Origin of the sequence: Bradyrhizobium sp. AZCC 2176 (genome assembly GCF_036924645.1) — a bacterium.
In the GTDB taxonomy this organism is placed as follows: domain Bacteria; phylum Pseudomonadota; class Alphaproteobacteria; order Rhizobiales; family Xanthobacteraceae; genus Bradyrhizobium.
On the sequence record NZ_JAZHRX010000001.1, the window covers coordinates 7,105,921 to 7,128,946 of the forward strand.

Genomic DNA, 23,026 nt, shown 5'->3' on the forward strand with positions numbered 1-23,026 from the left:
AAATCGCATTTCAGCCCAAGTGATTTGCGCGCGAACTGGCCGAGGAAACACCATGAGTGATCTTTCCCCTGGAGCATCACCCTCCGTTCGCCGGGTCGCCAAATCCCAACCAGCCACCACCAACGGCACGTCCGATCCGATGCAGGATCTGCTGCACGCCTTGCAGGCGATGCGCGCCGGCGATTTCTCGGTACGCATGACCGGCGATCACCTCGGCATCGAAGGCAAGATCGCCGATACCTTCAACGAAATCGTCGCCGCCAACCAGCGCATGGCGCAGCAGCTTGAACACGTCGGCCAGGTCGTCGGCCGCGAGGGCAAGACCCGGCAGCGTGTCAAGTTCGACCTCTCGAGCGGCTCGTGGGCGGACATGGAAGGCTCCGTCAACACACTGATCGACGACCTGCTGTGGCCGACCCGCGAAGTCACGCGCGCGGTCGCCGCCGTCGCGCAGGGCGACCTTCTGCAAACCGTGAAACTCGACGTCGACGGCCGCCCGCTGGGCGGCGAATTTTTGCAGTCGGCCAATATCGTCAACACGATGATCAAGCAGCTTGGCGTGTTCACCTCGGAAGTGACGCGCGTGGCGCGCGAGGTCGGCACCGAAGGCAAGCTCGGCGGCCAGGCCCAGGTGCCGGAGGTGACCGGCGTCTGGAAGGACCTGACCGAGAGCGTCAACTCGATGGCCAACAACCTGACCGGCCAGGTCCGCAACATCGCCGAGGTCACCATCGCGGTGGCCAACGGCGACCTGTCGAAAAAGATCACGGTCGACGTCCGCGGCGAGATCCTGCAGCTCAAGGAAGCCATCAATACGATGGTGGACCAGCTTCGATCCTTTGCCTCCGAAGTGACCCGTGTGGCACGCGAAGTCGGCACCGACGGCAAGCTCGGCGGCCAGGCCATCGTCCCCGGCGTCGCCGGCACCTGGAAGGATCTGACCGACTCCGTCAACGCGATGTGCGGCAACCTCACAGCCCAGGTCCGCAACATCGCCAACGTCACCACCGCGGTCGCCCGCGGCGACCTCTCGCGCAAGATCACGGTCGACGTCCGCGGCGAAATCCTGGAGCTGAAGGACACCATCAACACGATGGTCGACCAGCTCAACTCGTTCGCGTCGGAAGTGACCCGCGTCGCCCGCGAAGTCGGCACCGAAGGCAAGCTCGGCGGTCAGGCCCAGGTTCCCGGCGTTGCCGGCACCTGGAAGGACCTCACCGACAACGTCAACTTCATGGCCTCCAACCTGACGGCGCAGGTCCGCAACATCGCCGACGTCGCGACCGCCATCGCCGGCGGCGACCTTTCCAAGAAGATCACCGTGAACGTGTCGGGCGAAATCCTTCAGTTGAAGGAAACGCTCAATACGATGGTCGACCAGCTCAACGCCTTTGCCGGTGAAGTGACGCGCGTGGCGCGCGAAGTCGGCACCGAGGGACGGCTCGGCGGTCAGGCCAATGTGCTCGGCGTCGCCGGCACCTGGAAGGACCTCACCGAGAGCGTCAACTCGATGGCTTCCAACCTGACGGCGCAGGTCCGCAACATCGCCGAGGTGACGACTGCGGTCGCCAATGGCGACCTGTCGAAGAAGATCACGGTGGACGTCCGCGGCGAAATTCTGGAGCTGAAGGACACCATCAACACGATGGTGGACCAGCTCAACGCGTTTGCCGGCGAAGTGACGCGCGTGGCGCGCGAGGTCGGCACCGAAGGCAAGCTCGGCGGCCAGGCCAACGTGCGCGGCGTCGCCGGCACCTGGAAGGACCTCACCGACAACGTCAATTCGATGGCCGGCAACCTCACCGCTCAGGTCCGCAACATCGCCGAAGTCGCGACCGCCGTCGCCAAGGGCGACCTGTCGAAAAAGATCACCGTCAACGTGTCAGGCGAAATCCTTCAGTTGAAGGAAACGCTCAATACGATGGTCGACCAGCTCAACGCTTTTGCGAGCGAAGTGACCCGTGTGGCGCGCGAGGTCGGCACCGACGGCAAACTCGGCGGCCAGGCCCAGGTGACCGGCGTCGCCGGCACCTGGAAGGATTTGACCGACAGCGTGAACTCGATGGCCGGCAATCTGACCGCGCAGGTCCGCAACATCGCCGAGGTCGCCACCGCGATCGCCGGCGGCGACCTGTCGCGCAAGATCACGGTCGACGTGCGCGGCGAGATCCTGCAGCTCAAGGAAACGCTCAACACGATGGTCGACCAGCTCAACCGCTTTGCCGGCGAAGTGACCCGCGTGGCGCGCGAGGTCGGCACCGAGGGGCGATTGGGCGGTCAGGCCAACGTGCCCGGCGTCGCCGGCACCTGGAAGGACCTCACCGACAACGTCAACTCGATGGCCGGCAATCTGACCGGCCAGGTCCGCAACATCGCCGAAGTGACCACGGCGGTGGCCAAGGGCGACCTGTCGAAGAAGATCACGGTCGACGTCAAGGGCGAGATTCTCGAGCTGAAGAACACCGTCAACACGATGGTGGACCAGCTCAACGCGTTTGCGTCGGAAGTCACGCGCGTGGCGCGCGAGGTCGGCACCGAAGGCAAGCTCGGCGGCCAGGCCCAGGTGCCCGAAGTGGCCGGCACCTGGAAGGACCTCACCGACAACGTCAACTTCATGGCCTCGAACCTGACCGCGCAGGTCCGCAACATCGCCGAGGTCGCCACCGCCATCGCCGGCGGCGACCTGTCGAAGAAGATCACGGTCGACGTCCGCGGTGAAATCCTGCTGCTGAAAGACACCCTCAATACGATGGTCGAGCAGCTTCGCTCGTTTGCCGCCGAAGTGACGCGCGTGGCACGCGAGGTCGGCACCGAGGGCCGGCTCGGCGGTCAGGCCGTGGTGCCCGGCGTCGGCGGCACCTGGAAGGATCTCACCGACAACGTCAACCTCCTGGCGGCCAACCTCACCACCCAGGTCCGCAACATCGCCGAAGTCACCACCGCCGTGGCGCGCGGCGACCTGTCGCGCAAGATCACGGTGGACGTGAAGGGCGAAATCCTCGAACTGAAGAACACCATCAACACGATGGTCGACCAGCTCAACGCCTTTGCCGGCGAAGTGACGCGCGTCGCGCGCGAAGTCGGCACCGAGGGCAAGCTCGGCGGTCAGGCGCAGGTCCCGGGCGTCGCCGGCACCTGGAAGGACCTGACCGACACCGTCAACTTCATGGCGGCCAATCTGACCGAACAGGTGCGCGGCATCGTCAAGGTCGTGACCGCGGTCGCCGACGGCGACCTGAAGCAGAACCTGACGGTGAAATCGAAGGGCGAAGTCGCAGCGCTTGCCGACACCATCAACAACATGACGGAGACGCTCGCCACCTTCGCCGACCAGGTCACCAGCGTGGCGCGCGAAGTCGGCGTCGAGGGACGGCTCGGCGGCCAGGCCAACGTGCCCGGTGCCGCCGGCACCTGGAAGGACCTCACCGGCAACGTCAACCTGCTCGCCGCCAACCTGACCTCGCAGGTGCGCGCGATCGCCGAGGTCGCGACCGCCGTGACCAAGGGCGACCTGACCCGCTCGATCCAGGTCGACGCCCGCGGCGAAGTCGCCGAACTCAAAGACAACATCAACACGATGATCGGCAATCTCCGCCTCACCACCCAGGTGAACACCGAGCAGGACTGGCTCAAGACCAACCTCGCCAAATTCACCAACATGCTGCAGGGGCAGCGCGACCTCTCCACCGTCGGCCGGCTGCTGCTGACCGAACTGGCGCCGCTGATCAACGCACATATGGGCGTGATCTATCAGACCGAGAATGCCGACAGCCCGCAGTTGCGCCTGCTCTCGGCCTATGCCGGCGATGGCGCCAATCCGCATCCGCTCGTCGTGCAGTTCGGCGAAGGGTTGATCGGCCAGTGTGCCATGGACAAGCGTCAGCGGCTGGTGGCGGACATCCCGGGCGACACGGCGCCGATCAATTCGGCGCTGTTGCGCGTGATCCCGAAGAATATCGTCGTGCTTCCGGTGCTGTTCGAGAACCAGGTGAAGGCCGTCATCGAGCTTTCCTCGATCTCTTCGTTCACCACCTCGCAGATGACGTTCCTCGAACAATTGACCGACAGCATCGGCATCGTGCTCAACTCCATCGAGGCCACGATGCAGACCGAGGGCCTGCTGAAGCAATCCCAGCAACTCGCCGGCGAGTTGCAAACCCAGCAGAAGGAGTTGCAGCAGACCAACGAGCAGCTCGAACAGAAGGCCCAGCAACTCGCCGAGCGCAATGTCGAGGTGGAACGAAAGAACCAGGAAATCGAACAGGCGCGGCGCGCGCTCGAGGAAAAGGCGACCGAGCTTTCGCTGACCTCGAAGTACAAGTCCGAATTCCTCGCCAACATGTCGCATGAGCTGCGCACGCCGCTCAACAGCATCCTGATCCTCGGCCAGCAGCTCACCGAAAATCCGGACGGCAATCTGTCGGCCAAGCAGGTCGAATTCGCCCGCACCATTCACGGCGCCGGCACCGACCTGCTCAACCTGATCAGCGATATTCTCGATCTGTCCAAGATCGAATCCGGCACCGTCACCGTCGACGCCGAGGAGATCCTGACATCGAACCTCCTGGAAACCGTCGGGCGGCCGTTCAAGCACGAGGCCGAGAACCGCCATCTCTCGTTCAACATCAATGTCGACGAGAACCTCGCCCGCAGCATGGTAACCGACTCCAAACGCCTGCAGCAGGTTCTGAAGAACCTGCTGTCTAACGCGTTCAAGTTTACCGCGGAGGGCGGCGTGAAGCTGAACGTCTCGGCCGCCGTCGGCGGCTGGAGCGCCGAACACCCGATCCTCAATCACGCGCCCGCCGTGGTCGCCTTCGAAGTGACCGACACCGGCATCGGCATTCCGCTGGAAAAGCAGAAGCTGATCTTCGAGGCGTTCCAGCAGGCGGACGCCGGCACCAGCCGCAAATACGGCGGCACCGGCCTTGGCCTTGCCATCAGCCGCGAGCTCGCGGGCCTGCTCGGCGGCGAGATTCATCTGCGCAGCGCGCCCGGCAAGGGCTCTACCTTCGTGCTTTATCTGCCGCTGAAATATGCCGGTCCCACCGTTGCGCCGCGCTCCCCTGCCCCGTTCACGCCCGCGCCCGCGGTTCAGGTCGCGGCGACGCAGGAGCGGGTCATCGAGCAATTGCCCGACGACCGCCTCGACCTCGCGCCGGGAGATACCATCCTGCTGATCGTCGAGGACGATCCGCATTATGCGCGGGTACTGATCGATCTGGCGCGCGACAAGGGCTTCAAGGTGCTGGTCGCCAGCCGCGGCGCCGAGGCACTCGAACTCGCCAAGCAATTTCAGCCGGCCGCGGTTTCGCTCGACGTATTCCTCCCGGATATGCTGGGCTGGACCGTGCTGAGCCAGCTCAAGCACAATCCGCTGACGCGGCACATTCCGGTGCAGATCATCACGCTCGACGAAGACCGTCAGCATGCGCTGGCGCGCGGCGCATTTTCCTTCGTCAACAAGCCGACGACGACGGAAGGCGTCAGCGCGGCGCTGTCGCAGATCAAGGAATATGCAAAGCCCCGCCGCAAGCGGCTTCTGATCGTGGAGGACAACGTCGCCGAGCAGATGAGCATCACCGAATTGCTCGGGCACGACGACATCGAGATCCTCACGTCAGATACCGGCGCCGATGCGCTGTCGACGCTGCGGAACCAACCGTGCGATTGCGTCGTGCTGGATCTGCGGCTGCCGGACATGAGCGGCTTCGAGGTGCTTGACCGCATCCGCAATGACGAAGCGCTGTCGAACGTGCCGGTCGTGGTGTTCACGGGACGGGAACTTTCCGTCGAGGAGGATGCGGAACTTCACACCATGGCGAGAAGCATCGTGGTGAAAGGCGTCGAGTCGCCGGAACGCCTGCTCGACGAAACGTCGCTGTTTTTGCACCGTGTGATCACGGAATTGCCAGTCGAGAAGCAAAGAATGCTCGAAAAGCTCAATAGCTCCGATGAGGATCTCGTTGGCAAAACCGCACTTCTGGTGGACGATGACGCCCGGAACATCTTTGCGCTGTCGAGCGTATTAGAACGGCGCGGCATGAAGGTCCTGACCGCGACGACAGGCCATGAGGCCATCGCGCTTGTCGAATCCAATCCGAATATCGCAATCGTGCTGATGGATATCATGATGCCGCAAATGGACGGATATCAGACCATCGGCGTTATCCGGCAAAACTCGTCTTTCGGTCGTCTCCCGATCATCGCGCTGACCGCCAAGGCGATGAAGGGCGACCGCGAGAAATGTCTCGAAGCCGGCGCTTCGGACTATCTCGCCAAGCCCGTCAATACCGAGCAGTTGCTGCTCGCCATCCGAATGTGGTTACACCGCTGACCGGCGTAAACAGATGATGGATCAAGAGAAAGTAAATATTCTTCTGGTTGACGATCAGCCGGCGAAGCTGCTCGCCTATGAAGTCATCCTGAAGGAGCTCGGCGAGAACCTGGTCAAGGCTTCGTCCGGGCGCGAAGCGCTCGAGTTCCTGCTCCGAAACGACGTCGCCATCATCCTGGTCGACGTCTGCATGCCGGAACTGGATGGGTTCGAACTCGCGGCCATGATCCGCGAACATCCCCGCTTCCAGAAGACCGCGATGATATTCATCTCCGCGATCCAGGTCAGCGACATCGACCGGCTACGCGGCTACGAGATGGGCGCGGTCGACTACGTTCCGGTGCCGGTGGTGCCGGAAGTGTTGCGCGCCAAGATCAAGGTGTTCGCCGAACTCTATCGCAAGACGCGCCAGCTCGAGCGCCTCAACAGCGAACTCGAAGATCGCGTGCGCGCCCGCACCGCCGAGCTTGAGGAATCGCACGCCAGGCTTCTGGAAAGCGAGCAGCGCCGCAGTCTGGCGATCGCGGCCGGCAAGATGGGATCCTGGGACTGGGACTGGGTCAACGGCGACTGGATGTGGGACGAAGGCCAGTATCAGATACTCGGCCTCGATCCCCGCAAGTTCGAGCTGACACCCGCCAATATCCAGGCGCTGTTTCATCCCGACGACGTTCATGAATTGCACGAGGCCTGGGCGAGCTTCGCGCGAGGCGCGAAATCATATGAAGCGGAATTCCGCATCATCCGGCCGAATGGCGAGGTGCGCTGGTGCGCCGGAACGGCGGCGGCGAGCGCCGACAAGGGCGGCCGCGTCATCCGCGTCAGCGGCGTCACCGTCGATATTACCGAGCGCAAGCAGGCCGAGGAGCGGCAAAACCTGCTGGCGCGAGAGGTCGATCATCGCGCCAAGAACGCGCTGGCGCTGGCGCAATCCATCGTCCGGTTGACGCGCGGCGAAAACGTGAAGAGCTACGTCCGGTCGGTCGAAGGACGGATCAACGCGCTTGCACGCGTACACACCGTGCTTTCGCTGTCGAGCTGGCAAGGCGCCGAAATTAGGAAGCTGATCTCCGAGGAACTGGCGCCCTATTCCACCGGCGAACAGATCGACCTGTCCGGTCCGGAGGTCCAGCTCGAGCCGGCGACGGCTCAGACGGTGGCGCTGGCGCTGCACGAACTCGTCACCAACTCGGCAAAGTACGGCGCCCTGTCGGCGCTGTCGGGCCGGCTGTCGGTGAGTTGGGAAGACCAGGCGGGCCTTCTCAAGATCCTATGGGTGGAGGCCGGCGGGCCGCCGGTCGAGAAACCGGTATCGCGCGGGTTCGGAACCAGAAGCGTGATCGCCAGCATCGAGTCGCAGCTCGGCGGCCACGCGGAATTCGATTGGCGCCCGGAAGGCCTGGTTTGTGGCCTCTCGGTCCCCTTGCCGCATCGGCAGTTTGCCGCCGATCCGGTTTCACTCCTTGAGGCCGCCGCCGACGGCAACGCCCTGCGGCGCGCGGAGCGGTGACGTGGTCAGCAATGAAACCTATCGCACCGCTGCTGCGGCGGCCCCAGTCGGCTGCCGGAGCGAACCCTGCGCCGCTTCGATCGCGCGCATCAGGTCCGGCGCGCTCGTCGCGTTTTCCTCCAGGTATCGTCCGGTAATATGGAACCTTGAGTTGATTCCCGCCGAGGTGTCGTTAGCGTAACCTCTGGGTGCGATTCCAGGGGCGTCGATTTCAGCGGCGTCCAACTATCGGCTGGGTGTCCGCGTCGAATGCGTTATTTTTCGCGCGTTTGAAGCTATTGTCATGGCGCGTTCGCTGCCAGTTTGCCGGAGACGACAATGGGTAACGAGCGCAACATCTTTCTTTCGACCATGCCGGCGACCCGTGGCGATCGCATTCCCGCGCTCGCCGTCGTCGGCGTCTCGACAGTGCTGTTCGTCTGCGCGGTGCCGTTTGCCGGCGTGCCGCTCACCCCGATCCCGGCCTTCGTTGCAAGCAATCAGTCCGCATTGGCCATCAATGGCCTGATCACCGCCGTTCTTTTGTTTTCGCAGTTCGGGGTTTCCCGCTCGCGGGCGCTGCTGCTGCTCGCGAACGGATATTTGTTCACGGCCATGGCGGCAGTCGTCCACGCCCTGACCTTTCCCGGCCTGTTCGCGCCCGGCGGGCTGCTCGGTGCGGGAACGCAGACCACCGTCTGGCTCTACATGATCTGGCACGGCGGGTTTCCGCTGCTCGTCCTCTGCTATGCGCTGCTAAAAGCAAGGGACAACGAGCCGAAGATACGGGGCTCGACGCGCGCAGCAGTCGTTACGAGCATCGTTGCAGTCGGTGTCGCGATCGCCGCGTTCACCTGGGTCGTAACCGCCCAACACGACCGTCTGCCGATCCTTCTGAGCGGCGGCCATTACACCCCCATCATGCTCGCCGTGGTTTCGACCGTATGGTGCCTCAGCTTCGCGGCATTGGCGGCGCTATGTCTTCGCAGGCCGCACTTCGTCCTCGACGTCTGGCTGATGGTGGTGATGTGCGCCTGGCTGTTCGACATCGCCCTGTCGGCGATCCTGAACGTGGCGCGATTCGACGTCGGCTTCTATCTCGGCCGCATCTACAGCCTCTGCGCCGCGAGCTTCGTGCTCGCCGTCCTGCTTGTCGACAATGTCGGCCTGCAGGCGAAGCTGGCGCGCCTATTCGGATCATTGCGCCTGCAAGCCGCCTCTGAAAGAGACCTTCGCACCGAGCGCGACAGCCTTTTTAGCGCTGTCGTGGAATCGTCCAACGACGCCATCATCACCAAACTGCTGGACGGCACCATCACGAGTTGGAACGGAGCCGCTGAACGCCTGTTCGGCTTCACGGCGGCCGAAGCGTTGGGCAAGAGCATCAACATTATCGTCCCGCCGGAGCGGCACGACGAGGTACGCAATATCGTCGAACGGATCGGCCGAGGCGAGCCGATTGCACATTACGAGACGTCGCGCATGCGCAAGGATGGCAGCACTGTCGACGTTTCGCTGAGCATCTCTCCCATCCGCACCGCGTCCGGCAAGATTGTCGGCGTTTCCAAAGCTGCCCACGACATCACCGAGAGCAAGCGGACACAGCAAGCGCTCAGCCAGGAAATCGAGGAGCGGAGGCGCATCTTCGATTCCTCGAACGACCTGATCTTCGTCACCGACTCTGCCGGCAACTTCATCCAGGTCAGCCCGAGCGTCACCGCGATACTCGGCTATCAGCCCTCCGACATGGTCGGACGCAGCGCGATCGAATTCATCCACCCCGACGATCTCGAACACACTCGCAGGGAAATGCGGGCGGGGCGACGGGGGCAGAGCAAGCGCAATTTCGAGACGCGCTATGTCAACAAGGAAGGCAAGGCCGTCGCGCTGAACTGGACCGGAAACTGGTCGGAGCCGGTCCGCCGCCACTTCTTCATCGGCCGGGACCTGACCGAAAAACAAGCCGCGGAAGCCCAATTGCGGCATGCGCAGAAAATGGATGCAGTCGGCCAGCTCACGGGCGGCGTCGCGCACGACTTCAACAACATCCTGACCGTGATCACCGGCACCATCGGCATTCTGGAAGAAGCCGTCGCCGATCAGCCCCAGCTCGCCGCCATCGCCAAGCTGATCGACGAAGCCGCCGAACGCGGGGCCAACCTGACCAGGCATCTGCTCGCCTTTGCCCGCAAGCAGCCGCTGCAGCCGGTTGAAGTCGACGTCAATGCGCTGGTGCTGGAAGCCGCCAAGCTGCTGCATCCTACACTTGGCGAACATATCGAAATCACGCCGCTTCTGGCCGAGGACGCGTGGACTGCGCTGGCCGATCCGAACCAGCTCGCCACGGCCGTTCTCAATCTGGCAATCAACGCGCGCGATGCCATGCCCAATGGCGGCAAGCTCGCACTCGAGACCGGCAACGTCTATCTCGACGAGAACTATGCCGGCATGCACAGCGAGGTCACACCTGGCCACTATGTCATGATCGCCGTCAGCGATACCGGCACCGGCATCCCCGCCGCGCTGCTTGAACGGGTGTTCGAACCCTTTTTCACCACCAAGGAGGTCGGCAGAGGCACCGGCCTTGGCCTCAGCATGGTGTTCGGCTTCGTCAAGCAGTCGGGCGGTCATATCAAGATCTACAGCGAGGAAGGCCACGGCACATCCGTCAAGATCTACCTGCCGCGGGCGACGGGACTGCAGCAGACCGCCGCGGAAGCAAAGGTCTCGGCGAATATTGAAGGCGGCAGCGAAACGATCCTCGTCGTCGAGGACGATTCGCTGGTGCGGCGCTATGTCATGACCCAGATCGAGAGCCTGGGCTACACCACGATCGAGGCGGCCAACGCTTCCGACGCCCTGCGCATCATCGACGACGTCGCCACCATCGACCTGCTTTTCACCGACGTGATCATGCCCGGCACCATGAACGGCCGCCAGCTCGTCGACGAGGCGCTGAAGCGGCGGCCGGGCCTCAAGACCCTGTTCACATCAGGGTATACCGAGAACGCCATCGTCCATCATGGCCGGCTGGATTCCGGCGTGCTGCTGCTCGCCAAACCCTATCGCAAATCAGAACTCGCCAGGATGATCAGACTGGCGCTTGGCAGTTGAAGCATTCCCGGCGGCTGATATATCCGTGGATGGAACTGCAGCCCCACGGATCGGCTCTTTGAAAAATCTGCTCACCGACATATCCGGCGTTCACGTCGGCCACGCCCACGATGCAGCGGTCGCCTCCGGCGTCACCGCGATCCTGTTCGATTCCCCTGCGGTGGCCTCGATCGATGTACGCGGCGGTGGTCCGGGCACCCGCGAGGATGCCCTGCTGAAGCCGGAAAGCACTGTGGAGGCGATCGACGGCATCGCGCTTTCCGGCGGCTCGGCGCTCGGCCTGGATGCCGCGAGCGGCGTGCAGGCCTGGCTTGCCGAACAGGGCCGCGGTTTAAGAATCCGCGAAGCGGTCATCCCGATCGTTCCGGGCGCGATCTGTTTCGATCTGCTCAACGGCGGCAACAAGGCATGGGGCCGTTTCCCGCCCTATCGCGATCTCGGTTACGCCGCAGCGTGTGCGGCGAGCGCCGATTTCGCGCTGGGCAGCGTCGGCGCCGGGCTCGGCGCGACGACAGCGAATTTCAAGGGCGGGCTTGGCTCGGCTTCCGCGCAGACCGAAGGCGGCGTCGCCGTCGGCGCGCTCGCGGTGGTCAATGCGGTTGGCACTGTGACCATCGGCGACGGCCCGTGGTTCTGGGCGGCGCCGTTCGAGACAGGCAATGAGTTTGGCGGGCGCGGACTGCCGCCCTCGTTCACGCCGGATATGCTGCGGGCGCGCCTGAAGGGCGGACTGGCGGTAACGGCTGCGGAGAGCACCACGCTGGTGGTCGTGGTCACCGACGCCGTGCTGACAAAGCCGCAGGCCAAACGGCTGGCGATGATCGCGCACACCGGCATGGCGCGCGCCATCTATCCCGTCCATGCAACGACGGATGGCGACGTGGTGTTTGCCGCCGCGACCGGCAAGAAGCCGGTCGATCCGCTGTTCGGCCTCACCGAACTCGGCATGGTGGCGGCCAACACGGTCGCCCGCGCGATCGCGCGCGGCGTCCATCGTGCGACCGCGCTACCCTTTCCGGGTGCGCTACCGGCGTGGAGCGATCGCTTCGGTTAGAAGCCTGATCCGGAAAAGTGGGTACCGGTTTTCCGAAGAGATCATGCTCCAAAAAGAAGCGACCGCAGTCCGAAGGGATCCCGCCGGGTCTCGTGCTCAGGCGCTGACCGAGAGCGATGCGGTGGCGCCCGATGAAATTGCATGAGCCTGACGCTGAATCATCTGCTCGATGAAATTGTAGGACGATGTCGCTGACGCGGACGAGCTCCCGCTCGCGGCCGATGTCATCGTTACCTTCGATCCGTCCGCATAGGTCAGCGACGTCGTCACCGAACCGTCGCTGTTGGTGACGGACGTGGTGGAAGCGCCCTGCAGGGCCTGCGAGAATGGATCGGAACCTGCGCCGCCACCGCCCGCCTCGTCGCGATCGCTGTGATGGCCCTTGCCGCCCTTCAGCGCCGACGCCAGCTCCTTGAGGCTGATCGAACCGTCGCCATCCGTATCGAGCTTGCCGAAAGCATTGCCGGCTTGGGCGGCCTTGTTGGCGTCGGCGCCGAGCGCCTCGAACTCCGATTTGCTGATCTTGCCATCACCGTCGCTGTCGACCTTGGCGAACCATTCCTTCAACGACTTTGAGCGCATCGACAGCGACGATACATTCGAGCTGGACTGGCTCTGTGCATCAAGCAGCGCGCTCATGGTCTGCGGCGATATCTGCGAACCGCCGCCGCCGGAACCCGAGCCCGAGCCGACCGAAGCCGACGAACCCGAGGACATGAGATCGAACGGGCTCTTGGCGTCCTGGCTGAGGCCGGTGGATTGCGCGGACGACGACTTCGACGACGTCAGCGCCTTGAGGGCATCGATCGCCGACGACGCGGCGCCCAAAGCAAAGAACATGGCAAAACTCCAACAACGCCGCGCCGGTCGCGGCCGATAGCTCGTGCATGTTCTTCAGCAAGCGCCGTGCCAGGATGAAAAACCCAATAAAACCGGGCTTTCCCGCATCCGTTTCGATCCGGCAAACCCGGCAATAGATGCCCGCTCCGGCAGATTTTTCCCGCCCACAGGACAGCTTGGCGGTCGCATTGCCCCCGGCCGCGCTGCATGTTACGCGGAGCCATCCTGCCCCTCGAAGAGATCTGGGAAAGCGCACATGTCTCAGCAATTTGCGTCGCGTCCCCTCGTCATCGCGCCGTCGATCCTGGCGGCGGATTTCGCCAAGCTGGGCGAAGAAGTCCGCGCCGTGGACGCGGCCGGCGCCGACTGGATCCATCTCGACGTGATGGACGGGCATTTCGTGCCCAACATTTCCTACGGTCCCGACGTCATCAAGGCGATGCGCCCGCACACCAAGAAGATCTTCGACGCGCATCTGATGATCTCGCCGTGCGATCCCTATCTCGAAGCGTTTGCAAAAGCAGGCTGCGATCACATCACCGTCCATGCCGAGGCCGGCCCGCATCTGCATCGCTCGCTGCAGGCGATCCGCGCGCTCGGCAAGAAGGCCGGCGTCTCGCTCAACCCGGGCACGCCGGCCAGCGCGATCGAATATGTCATCGACCTGATCGATCTGGTGCTGGTCATGTCGGTCAATCCCGGCTTCGGCGGCCAGGCTTTCATCAAGTCAGCGCTCGGCAAGGTCAGCGACATCAGGGCGATGACCGCGGGACGTGCGATCGATATCGAGGTCGATGGCGGCGTGGCCCCTGACGTGGCCGGCCAGTTGGCCGCCGCCGGCGCCAATGCGCTGGTCGCGGGCTCGGCGGTATTCAAGGGCGGCACATTAGAGGCCTACAAGGCCAATATTTCCGCGATCCGTCACGCGGCGGCGCTGGCGCGCGGCGAAGCGGTCTGACGAAAAACGCAGCGAGCCGGCAAGAAAGCCACAACAGGCGCGCAGCGAGCCATGGAACCGGAAAGCTCCATGCTGCGGCCACAAAGCGTCACGCATCTCGCCATAAAGGCGGATCAACATTGCGGCCTTTCATGGATGGGACGCGAATATGATCAAGGCCTACACCACCACCGCCGCCATGCTCCTGCTACTCGCGCCCTCCGCCGCGCTCGCGCAACGCGCAGGTGACGCCGCACTAGGCGCGGTGGCCGGTGCCGTCGTGCTGGGCCCCGTCGGGGCCGTCGCCGGAGCGTTCGTCGGTTATACGGCCGGACCTTCGATATCGCGGTCGTGGGGACTGGAAGGCTCGCGGTCGTCGCGGCACCGCAGGCAGTCTTCAAGGGACAGCGTGCGCGGCGCCAGGGCGGAAGCCGCAAGCCCCGCCGGTCAGGCCGAACAGAGCGGCCGCATCGCCAGTCGCCCCGTGCCGAACCCGCCGCGTTCAGCCAGCAAGCTGCCGCCCGTCCAGACCCTCGACTGAGCGCACGCGCCGCCTGATCCGATGCTGGATCATGACGCGATAGAATCGCATCGTGATCTCATCTCTTTGTTTGAGCATGATCTCCGCGCAAACGCGTTCCGCGTTTGTCGCGAGGGAAAACCGGAATCCACTTTTCCGGATCATGCTCTAGCCACCTTCCTGCACCGGCGCAGACGCCGACCGCGGCGGCCGCACCACCGTCACGGTGCAGGCGGCCTCGGCCGCGACCTTGGCTGACACGCTGCCGAGCAGCGTGCGCAGCATCGAATTCTGCCGCGCCCCGATCACGATGTGATCGACATGATTGACCCTGGTAAATTCCAGGATCGCGGCCGCGGGATCGATTGCCTCCAGCACATGCACCGTGAGCCGGCTTTCGTCGAGTTGCAGCGGCTGCGCCCAGTGCCGCAGCGCGACCATGCGGTCGATATGCTTGTTGTTGCCCTGCTCGTCGAGCGTCCTGTCGATGGTGATGCGCCCGAGCTTGAGCACGTTCAGGCAGGCGAGCCGCGCCGACGGCAATGTCTGGAGTAGCTGCGCAGCGGTGCGGCGCAGGCATTCATTGAGCGCGATCGACCCCTCCTCGGTATCGACCGCAACGACCACGATCGATCCCGAAGCAAGCTGGGCCGCGACGTCGGATTTCGGTTGCGGCAGCGTCACGCCGCGATTGAAGCGGCGGCGCCACACCGTGGAGAGCGGGTCGCGCTGCAGCCGTTCTGAGCGCGCCGTCAGCTTGACTTGCTCAGGGTGCGCCAGTTCGAACGCCAGTTGGGATGCCGTCGGATGCCGCCACACCGGTTCGATCTCCAGGCAGCGCAGCACGATTTCCTGCAGCCATGGCGGATAATCGCCCGTTAGCCTGCGCGGCGGATAGGGATCGCGCCACAGCCGCCGGCGCATGCCGCGCAGCGTTTCGCTCTCGCCGAACGGCCGCTCGCCGGTGGTAAAGAAATACAAAAGCACGCCCAGCGAAAACAGATCGCTGCGCGGATCGTCGCGGACGCCGAGCAGGCGCTCGGGTGCCATATAGGGCGCGGTGCCGTAGGGCAGACGAAATTCTTCCTGCAGCAGGTCCGGCAACTGGTTGTGATGCGACAGGCCGAAATCGATCAGCACGCATTCGCCGGAGGTGCGAAACATCATGCTGCTCGGCTTGATGTCGTGGTGAATGACGTTCTGCCGGTGCAGGTCCGCCAGCGCGGTCGCGATCTTGCCCCCGATCACCCTCGCCTCTTCGTAAGGAAGCGGCAATTCGCCGATCCGGCTATACAGCGTCTTGCCGGGGATGCGCTCCATGACGACGTAGGGCCGCCGGTCGAAATCGCCGGTGCCGAAACAACCCGGCACGTGCGGGCCCGCCAGCCGCGGCAGGATCATCTGCTCCATCTCGAAGCTGACGATCGCCGCCGGGTCCTCGCCTTCGGCAACCCGCGGGACCTTCATCAATAGCGGCACCGTGATGCCGGGATGGGTCACCGTCCATAGCGTCGCCATGCCGCCCTGGTGGACGCACTCGCCGATCGTGAAGCCGTCGAGTTCGGCGCCAGGTCCGATTGCAGGCTTTGCCACCCCCTCACCTCCCGATCAGCAGACGATCGGCCAGCCAATGCGGCAGGCCATTGGCGCGGATGCGTTCGGCAGCGGTTTCCACATCGTAAGGCACGCGGCAATAGGTGATCTCGCGAGACGTCGTATCGAGCATCGCGAACGACGCCGCTGGGTCGCCGTCCCGCGGCTGCCCGACCGAGCCGAGCACGGCGAGCCAGCGCCGGCCGCCGAGCAATTGCACCGGCACATCGGTGGTCGGAACAAAACTCGTCATCTTCGCCGCCGATGACATCGAATAGAGCGCCGGCCGGTGGATGTGCCCGCAGAACGTGACATGGGCGTCGGTGGCCGCGATGCTGCGTGCGGCATCCGACGTATCGCGCACATAGTGCCATCGCGACGGGTGCGATGCGTCCGAATGCACATAGAGGCGATCATCTTCGCGCCGGGTCAGCGGCAGCTCTGCCAAAAAGCGCCGTTGCGGCGCACTGAGCCGGCCGCGGGTCCATTCGATCGCAGCCTGGGCCTCAGCGTTCATCGTCTCCGAAGCGGTGCTGATCGCGTGATCGTGGTTGCCGATCACGGCGATGGCGCCGTCCGCAACGAGGTCCATCACCGTATCGACCGCCCATTCCGGATCGGCGCCATAGCCGACCACATCGCCGAGACAGACGATCCGCTCCGCGCCGCGAGCGCGCGCGAACTCGAGACACGCGCTGAACGCCTGCCGGTTGGCGTGGATATCGGCAAAGACGGCAAGCCGCACGTTTCCTCCCTATCCATCATCGCGCCCATACTTGCGCGCGCCTTGATGGATATCAAACAACAGGCCGCCTGCGGCGTGCAATCGGTCCGGGTGCGCCTGCAGTCTGTTAGGTTGATCAGATCTACCGGCGGACGATAGTGGCACAACCGCGCTCATGCGCCGCCGCAATTACCGCTTTGGGGACCCAAGCCAACGTTCATCCGCGCCGGCCCAGGCCTCCGCCCGCCGTGCGCCTGAACGTCGTCTGCCGCACGACGTATTGAATCCGCCTGCCAAAACAGGTCTTGAGGGGTTGTTGTCGATACACCGCGAATCCAAGAAGTCCAGCGAGTCGTACGCCTCGGCAGCGGGGGACGCGATGTCAGCTTTTACTGCCCCGTTACCTCCTTTGGTCGTGATCAGCGGAACGTCGTGTGCTCCGCCCTCATGATGCGGCGCCATAGGATGGCCCCGACGGTGTCCGCCTGCTGGCGCAAGTCGCACACGCGCTTCCGGCACGCTGCCGACGGCGCTTGGGCGACCAGCTCGTCCCACGTCTCTTCCACCGCAATACTCAACTTGGCTAGATCGGCCTGCGCGGCTCGGGCCAGATAGGACATCACCTCGCCGAGGTGCCCATACATCATGGCGTGAGCCAGTCGCCGACCACCATAGTCCGGCATGTGCTTCCAAGTTCCGCGTGCAAGCCGCACCCCGTTCGCCTGCGCTACTGGGCGGATCCGGAGAGGATCGAGGATTGTGCTGTCGAGATCGCGCAGGATCATGCGCGACGGCATGCCGTTACGCAGTACGACGTACACGTTCTGCAGGTGCGGCTCGAACGCCATGCCCCGTCGCGCATAGAAGTCGACCATACCGTGCATGAGCACACGGCAGTAGACGCGGAAGAATGCGTAGGCGTGCTCTCGCTCGCGGAAGTCCAACATCGTGCGCGCCCGCTGCGGCCCGCACCAGAGATTTAGCGCCGGGACCACAATCTCCGAGGCATCCGCCAATACCGGCGCCCGGACGATCATGGCGAGATGCATGCCGATAAATGGATCGGCATGGGCAACTGAGGCCACGTCGTACTGGAAGTCTACATAGCTTTCTCCGCTCTGCCGCAAAAGGATGCGGGCGAGCGATGAGAAAGCGGTCGCATTCGCGCGATTCAAGGGATAGAGCAGCCGATCTTCCCCCGTCAGTATGACGTCCATCGGCAGCTTAACGTCGAAGCCGGACCGCAAAATGCGGCACGTCCGCTGCGATGCGAGGGGAATTGCCTCGAGGCGAGTGTCGAGGACCGCAATCCATCGCCGTTTCAAGAGCTCGCGGATTACTGGCGAGAGCTCGACTTGCCACGGGTGCAGCGGGATCACGACGTCGACGTTTCGAGGAAGGGGAATGCCGGCCCAGGCGCGAAAGCACGTTCGATAATCCGCGAACGCGCTGGAATCGAACAGGCACGGCCGAGCGGCGACCAACGTCAGATCGATCGCCTTCCGGCAGAGATTCGAGCACTCAGCCACCTGTCGGGGCGACGGTCCGAGCCGGAGCGCCGGAAACGGATAGTAATGATGGCCCTCATATGCGGGCTCGATGGCCTGCGCACCGGCATCGAGCCCCTCGGCGATGAGACGGTTCATCACCAGATTGGCGAAGCTGTTGTCGAAATCCGCGATGAGCCGATCGAAATGCTGGGCGAGTTCCGAGGGCTCCACGCAGAGGCGAAGGGCGTTCAGGAAGGCCCGGGTGCTGCGTAGCGCGCGCCGTCTGCCGGCGACAATCTTCCATGGAAATCCGTTCAGTTCGAGCCGTCGGAAGGGCAGCGGGCCACCCACCGGCGCCCGCAGCATCGGCTCGTGGCCGAGATCGAGAAACCACTTGCCAGCCTCGCTTTGCCACAGCCGCGCGTGAGGCGCGTGGCCCTCCCGGAATATCCCCTGGAGCAGCCGCGACACGGCGACGAAAAGCGCGGCCTCGTAGGCGCGCGCTAGCCGCGCCCCGCCGATCCGGCGCTCGCGGGCCCACTGTCTCACAGCGTGAAGCGTCATGCCACGCCGGAGGCGGCGATGATCAGAGAGGCTCGAAGGCGCCTCTTCCAAGCTCTTCATTCGTGATCGCGTTGAAGTCGCTCATCCGCTCTTGCATGAGCCGCTTCACCGCGTCGGCCTTGCCCCGCTGCGCAAATTCCTCGATCAGCGCGGCGGTGTATCCGATATGGCGGGCCTCGTCGACCCGCAGGCGGTCGTGCAGAAGGGCCAAGCGACGCCGCCGCTCGGGCGCGCAGTATGCCAGCAGCATCGGCCGTTGAATGATGTGGTGCACCAGGGTGCGGATCTCGGCGATGTTCATCTGGATGAGATCGTCGAGCGTGACCGCGCTCGCGTACGGAGAGCCCGCGTGGGCCTCGATCGGGCTTCGCTGCGTGTAGCCGGGGGACAGCGAAACAAGCCGGGCATGGGACTCGTTGTCGACGATGTCCGGAAAAGTGAGATCCAGCATCGCGACATAGGCTTTGGCGTGTCTGGACTCGTCGATCGCGTGCGCTTTGACCTGGGCGGCCACGTGGGGATCCGGAGTGGAGGCCGCGAGGTCCCACAGGTGCGCGGAGCCTTCGCCTTCCCCTTGCGCATTCTGGATGAGCGACAGCGTCATCCAGTTCGGGTCCCTGGCGACGTCGCGGTAGATCTTTTCGTAGTTCTTGGTCCCAAACGGCGGCGGTGCCTTGCGGCAGGCGGTGACCAGCGCGTCGCGATAATAAGGTCCCGCTGCCCGGTAGTGCGAGCGAAGAGATTTCAGGGTGAGCTCGGCGGCGATGTTCACAAACCGGCCCTCCTAGCGTGGACGTCTAGCCCGGAAGGATTGCCGATCGCCTCTTGAACGGCGCATTTCGCGCTACGAATTTGACCTTTGCAAAGCGCGCACTTTTCAACGTCTTTTTAAATCTTTCGAGGAGCTTGAAGTCGATTTCAGGGATGCCATCCTTGCTCAACTTACCGAACTCTTGCTCGGGTACCGGCACCGCCTTCTTGGCCTTCGCTTTTCTTGCTTTGGACTTCGGACTTTTCGCCATCGGTGAATCCTCCTCGAGGGGCACATCAACGATTGCGCGCCATATGTCAGGCGCCGAGCATATGCAGCCTATGGTCGCTACAAGGTAGTGTCAACGGCGAGAGAGCGAAAAGGCACCAGGGGTGGCCATGGCGACCTCAAGCGCCTGCATCTCGGCCTCGACCTTATCTAGCCAGAACCCCATTCCCATCTCGCGAAATAGGTTCATGGCCGTCGTGAGATGTTCTATCGCACGCCAATCGCCTGCCCGCCCGAGGAGCTTGCCGACGCTGAAGTGACAATGAGCGACAAGCGGTCGCATACCGAGCTCCGAGGCCAAAGCCGTGGCGGTACCATAGTGAGCTTCGGCTGCAGCAACGTCCGGGCAGTCACGATGTGACGCCGTCTCGCCGAGGAGCAGGTGGGCCCACGCTTCGTGACCGCGTTCTCCGCACTCGCGGGCAAGCACCACGGCTCGGGTGCCAAACTCCCACGCCTCCTCCACCCGATCTGCGAGGAGATGCGCCTCGCCGAGCTGCAGGGTGCTCATCGAGTGCAGGTATCCGATCCCCGCGGATGCATAGCCGGCCAAGCCTTGCCGCAGCCAGGAGACGCCTTCCTCGACGCGTCCCGAGCGCGCGTAGACGTGCCCCAGAGCCGCCTGCGCGATCGGAGTCAAGTAGGCGATATCCCACTCCTGGGACAGAGCGACCGCACGCTCGAGCGGCATGATCGCCTGGATGAAATCTCCGCGTAGGCTTTCGAGGCGTCCGAGATTCAAGGAGGCCCAGATGAGGCTGAAGGGGTGATCGAGCACTTCAGCGAGCCGGACAGCCTCCTGTCCATGGTTGCGTCCCTCGTCGAACACTCCGAGTTCAGCGAGGGCGCGCGCCAGGAAGGCGCGCGCCACCACCGCCGGATACGCAACGAGTCCAAGACGCTTGCGAGACAGATCGCCGGGCAGCGCCTCTATCAACGTCCGGCAGAGGCGTTCGGTTTCGCGATAGTCGCCCGAGCGATTCCCCAGCCAGATGCGGTAGTACCGGCCGGCAACCTGGAGCGGGACATCATGGAGAGACGCGCCGATGGCCTCGGCCTCTTCGGCGAACGCGCGCACGTCGCTCGCGCGACCACCCGTGTTCAGGTGAAGGCCGCTCATGTAGCCCGACACCGATGCCAGTCGGCGCCGATCATTCAATTTCTTGGCGAGAGCTTCAGCTTCCCCGAGATACTCTTTGATCTTTCCCCATTCCACCAGCGGGAGCAGAGCGTTTCGAAGGTCGAAGCGAAGATCGATCCCCTGCTCCAGGCTCTCGCGAGTCACGGGTAGGTGGGTCAACGCCATCAGTGCTTCCTCGAAGCACCTGACGGCTTCCCGGTGGACCGAGCGAGCGAGGGCCTTGGCACCGGCTTGCTGAAGGTAGGTGACCGCCTTCGCCCAATCCTGGCCCAGAAACGCATGATGGGACAGCCGGTCGACATATTCGGCCAACCGGGCCGGATAGGTTCGCTCGATGGTTTCCACGATTCGCACGTGGAGGGCGCGCCGCCGGTCCTGGAGCAGGCTGCCATAGGCAACTTCGTGCGTCAGCGCATGCGCGAAGGCGTACTCCATATCCGGCAAGAAGCCGGCCTCGTAGAGGAATCCCGCCGCCTGGAGGCGTCCGATCGCGGCACGCAACTCATCTTCGGCGACCTTGGCAATACCTTGCAGCAAGCCAAGCGGCACGTCCTTCCCGAGCACCGAAGCGGTCTGCAGGAGCGTCTTATCGGTGGCGGAGAGCCGGTCGATGCGGGCGGCGATCACGGTTTGGACCGTCGCGGGGACCTGGATGGATGGCTGCGGCTGCGCCAACCGGTAGGCCCCACGCTCGCCGAGTAGGGCCCTGGTCTCCGCGAGCGACCGCACGCTCTCCTCCAGGAAGAACGGATTGCCCCCCGTCCGCTCGATCAGCGTGTCCTTAAGCGGTTCGAGACTGGCATCGGGCCCGAGGAGGACGCCGAGAAGCTGCTCAGCGGTGTCCGACGGCAGAGGATCCAGCCGGAGCCGCGTGTAACAGGTGCGGTTGCCCCAACGGTGCTGATACTCTGGGCGGTAGTTAACAAGCAGCAGCAGTCGGGCAGCCGGCAGGCTCTCGATGAGAACATCGAGCAGTGCTTGGGTCTCGGAGTCGATCCAGTGGAGGTCTTCGAAGACGACCAGCAGGGGCTGTTTGTGGCTTTCACGCAGCAGCAACCGCTTCAGCGCGTCCAATGTTCGGCGGCGGCGCTGGGGTGGATCGAGCTTGTCCCATTGCGCATCATCGGCTGGCACGTTCAGCAAAGATAACAGCGCTGGCAAACTGCCGTCCTGCGCGCAATTCTGTGTCGAGAGCTTCTCTCGCACGGTCTGCGGGTCGTCGCTGTCCACGATCGCGAAGTAGCTCTTAAGGAGGTCGATCACAGGCAAATAACTCGTTCGTTTGCCGTACGAGACCGAGGCGCTCTCGAGGACCCGCCAGCCCAGCAAGTGATGCGAGTGGGTGAACTCGTAGAGCAGGCGCGACTTGCCGACCCCTGCTTCGCCGACGATCGCCGCGACCTGCCCGTGTCCGGCGGCGGCGAGTAGCAGCGCGCGGCGGAGTTGCTCCAACTCAGCGTCGCGGCCGACGAACCGCGTGAGCCCCCTGCGTGCGCTCGCTTGCAATCTGTTCCGCGCTGGCCCCGCCTCCGTCACCTCGCAGACCTCGACCAGGTTGGCGAGCCCCTTCACTGGCACGGGACCGAGGGGCTTCACGCCGACATAGCCTTCCGCCAACCGAAGGGTATCGGCCGTTGCGAGCACGGAGCCGGGATTTGCCATCTGCTCCATGCGAGCCGCCAAGTGTACGCTCTGGCCCACGACGGTGTAATGCGTGTGGAGGTCGTTGCCGATGTCGCAGACAACAATCTCCCCTGAGTTCAGTCCGACGCGGATTGTGATGGACAGTCCGTGAGTGCGCTGGAGAGTTTCTGCATACCGTTTGACGGTCTCTTGCATCCTGAGCGCCGCATGACACGCGCGCACAGCATGATCCTCGTGAGCGAGCGGTGCACCGAAGAGGGCCATGATGCCGTCGCCCATCACCCTGTTCACGGTACCTTCGTAGTGGTGCACAGCCTCAATCATGCATTCGAGCACCGGGTCGATGAGTTTCTGTGCGTCCTCCGGATCGCGGTCGGCAATCAACTTCGTCGAACCCGTGATATCAGCGAAGAGAACTGTGACCTGCTTGCGCTCGCCATCTAGGCTTGCCTTGGCCGCGATAATCCTGTTGGCGAGATGCTGCGGCGTGTAATCCTTGGGCGAGGCAAAGCGAGGTTCGCCCGCGACCGGCATCAGGGG

Annotated in this window: 13 protein-coding genes; 6 read left to right on the top strand and 7 right to left on the bottom strand. The window is 63.9% G+C overall.

Going from position 1 to position 23,026, the window contains the following annotated elements; genetic code table 11:
• The first annotated feature begins 52 nt into the window (after positions 1-52).
• From V1288_RS33870 to V1288_RS33885, 4 genes are all read left to right on the top strand, one after another.
• On the top strand, positions 53-6,337 hold the full coding sequence (locus tag V1288_RS33870) for a HAMP domain-containing protein (protein ID WP_334361123.1): 6,285 nt from the start codon (positions 53-55) through the stop codon (positions 6,335-6,337).
• Positions 6,338-6,353: 16 nt separating this feature from the next.
• The gene (locus V1288_RS33875; protein WP_334361471.1) at positions 6,354-7,847 is read left to right on the top strand and encodes an HWE histidine kinase domain-containing protein; all 1,494 of its coding nucleotides are present in this window, start codon (positions 6,354-6,356) and stop codon (positions 7,845-7,847) included.
• A 318-nt stretch (positions 7,848-8,165) separates the two neighbouring features.
• Positions 8,166-10,940, top strand: a complete 2,775-nt coding sequence (locus V1288_RS33880) for a PAS domain S-box protein (RefSeq protein WP_334361124.1) — start codon at positions 8,166-8,168, stop codon at positions 10,938-10,940.
• 58 nt (positions 10,941-10,998) lie between these two features.
• Positions 10,999-11,994, top strand: a complete 996-nt coding sequence (locus V1288_RS33885; protein ID WP_334361125.1) for a P1 family peptidase — start codon at positions 10,999-11,001, stop codon at positions 11,992-11,994.
• A 96-nt stretch (positions 11,995-12,090) separates the two neighbouring features.
• Here the strand turns inward: V1288_RS33885 and V1288_RS33890 are convergent, their stop codons facing one another.
• The gene (locus V1288_RS33890) at positions 12,091-12,834 is read right to left on the bottom strand and encodes an EF-hand domain-containing protein (protein ID WP_334361126.1); all 744 of its coding nucleotides are present in this window, start codon (positions 12,832-12,834) and stop codon (positions 12,091-12,093) included.
• 256 nt (positions 12,835-13,090) lie between these two features.
• Between V1288_RS33890 and rpe the strand changes: the two genes are divergently transcribed.
• Both rpe and V1288_RS33900 read left to right on the top strand, forming a co-directional pair.
• Entirely contained in the window at positions 13,091-13,792 is a 702-nt protein-coding gene (rpe, locus tag V1288_RS33895) for a ribulose-phosphate 3-epimerase (protein WP_334361127.1), read from the top strand.
• Positions 13,793-13,940: 148 nt separating this feature from the next.
• Complete coding sequence (locus tag V1288_RS33900) at positions 13,941-14,312, top strand: DNA-directed RNA polymerase subunit N (RefSeq protein WP_334361128.1); 372 nt, start codon at positions 13,941-13,943, stop codon at positions 14,310-14,312.
• A gap of 147 nt (positions 14,313-14,459) precedes the next feature.
• On the opposite strand, the gene V1288_RS33905 is transcribed toward V1288_RS33900, so the two are convergent.
• From V1288_RS33905 to V1288_RS33930, 6 genes are all read right to left on the bottom strand, one after another.
• A complete protein-coding gene (locus V1288_RS33905; protein ID WP_334361129.1) occupies positions 14,460-15,884 on the bottom strand; it encodes a serine/threonine protein kinase in 1,425 nt (474 codons plus the stop codon).
• 4 nt (positions 15,885-15,888) lie between these two features.
• Positions 15,889-16,629 (bottom strand): metallophosphoesterase family protein, encoded by a 741-nt coding sequence (locus V1288_RS33910; protein ID WP_334361130.1) that lies wholly within the window; start codon positions 16,627-16,629, stop codon positions 15,889-15,891.
• A 398-nt stretch (positions 16,630-17,027) separates the two neighbouring features.
• Positions 17,028-18,722, bottom strand: a complete 1,695-nt coding sequence (locus tag V1288_RS33915) for an IucA/IucC family protein (RefSeq protein WP_334361131.1) — start codon at positions 18,720-18,722, stop codon at positions 17,028-17,030.
• The gene (locus V1288_RS33920; protein WP_334361132.1) at positions 18,685-19,434 is read right to left on the bottom strand and encodes a hypothetical protein; all 750 of its coding nucleotides are present in this window, start codon (positions 19,432-19,434) and stop codon (positions 18,685-18,687) included. Before V1288_RS33920 ends, V1288_RS33915 begins: the two co-directional genes overlap by 38 nt.
• Before the next feature lie 25 nt (positions 19,435-19,459).
• The gene (locus tag V1288_RS33925; RefSeq protein WP_334361133.1) at positions 19,460-19,684 is read right to left on the bottom strand and encodes a hypothetical protein; all 225 of its coding nucleotides are present in this window, start codon (positions 19,682-19,684) and stop codon (positions 19,460-19,462) included.
• A 90-nt stretch (positions 19,685-19,774) separates the two neighbouring features.
• A complete protein-coding gene (locus tag V1288_RS33930) occupies positions 19,775-23,020 on the bottom strand; it encodes an ATP-binding protein (RefSeq protein ID WP_334361134.1) in 3,246 nt (1,081 codons plus the stop codon).
• Between the last annotated feature and the right edge of the window lie 6 nt (positions 23,021-23,026).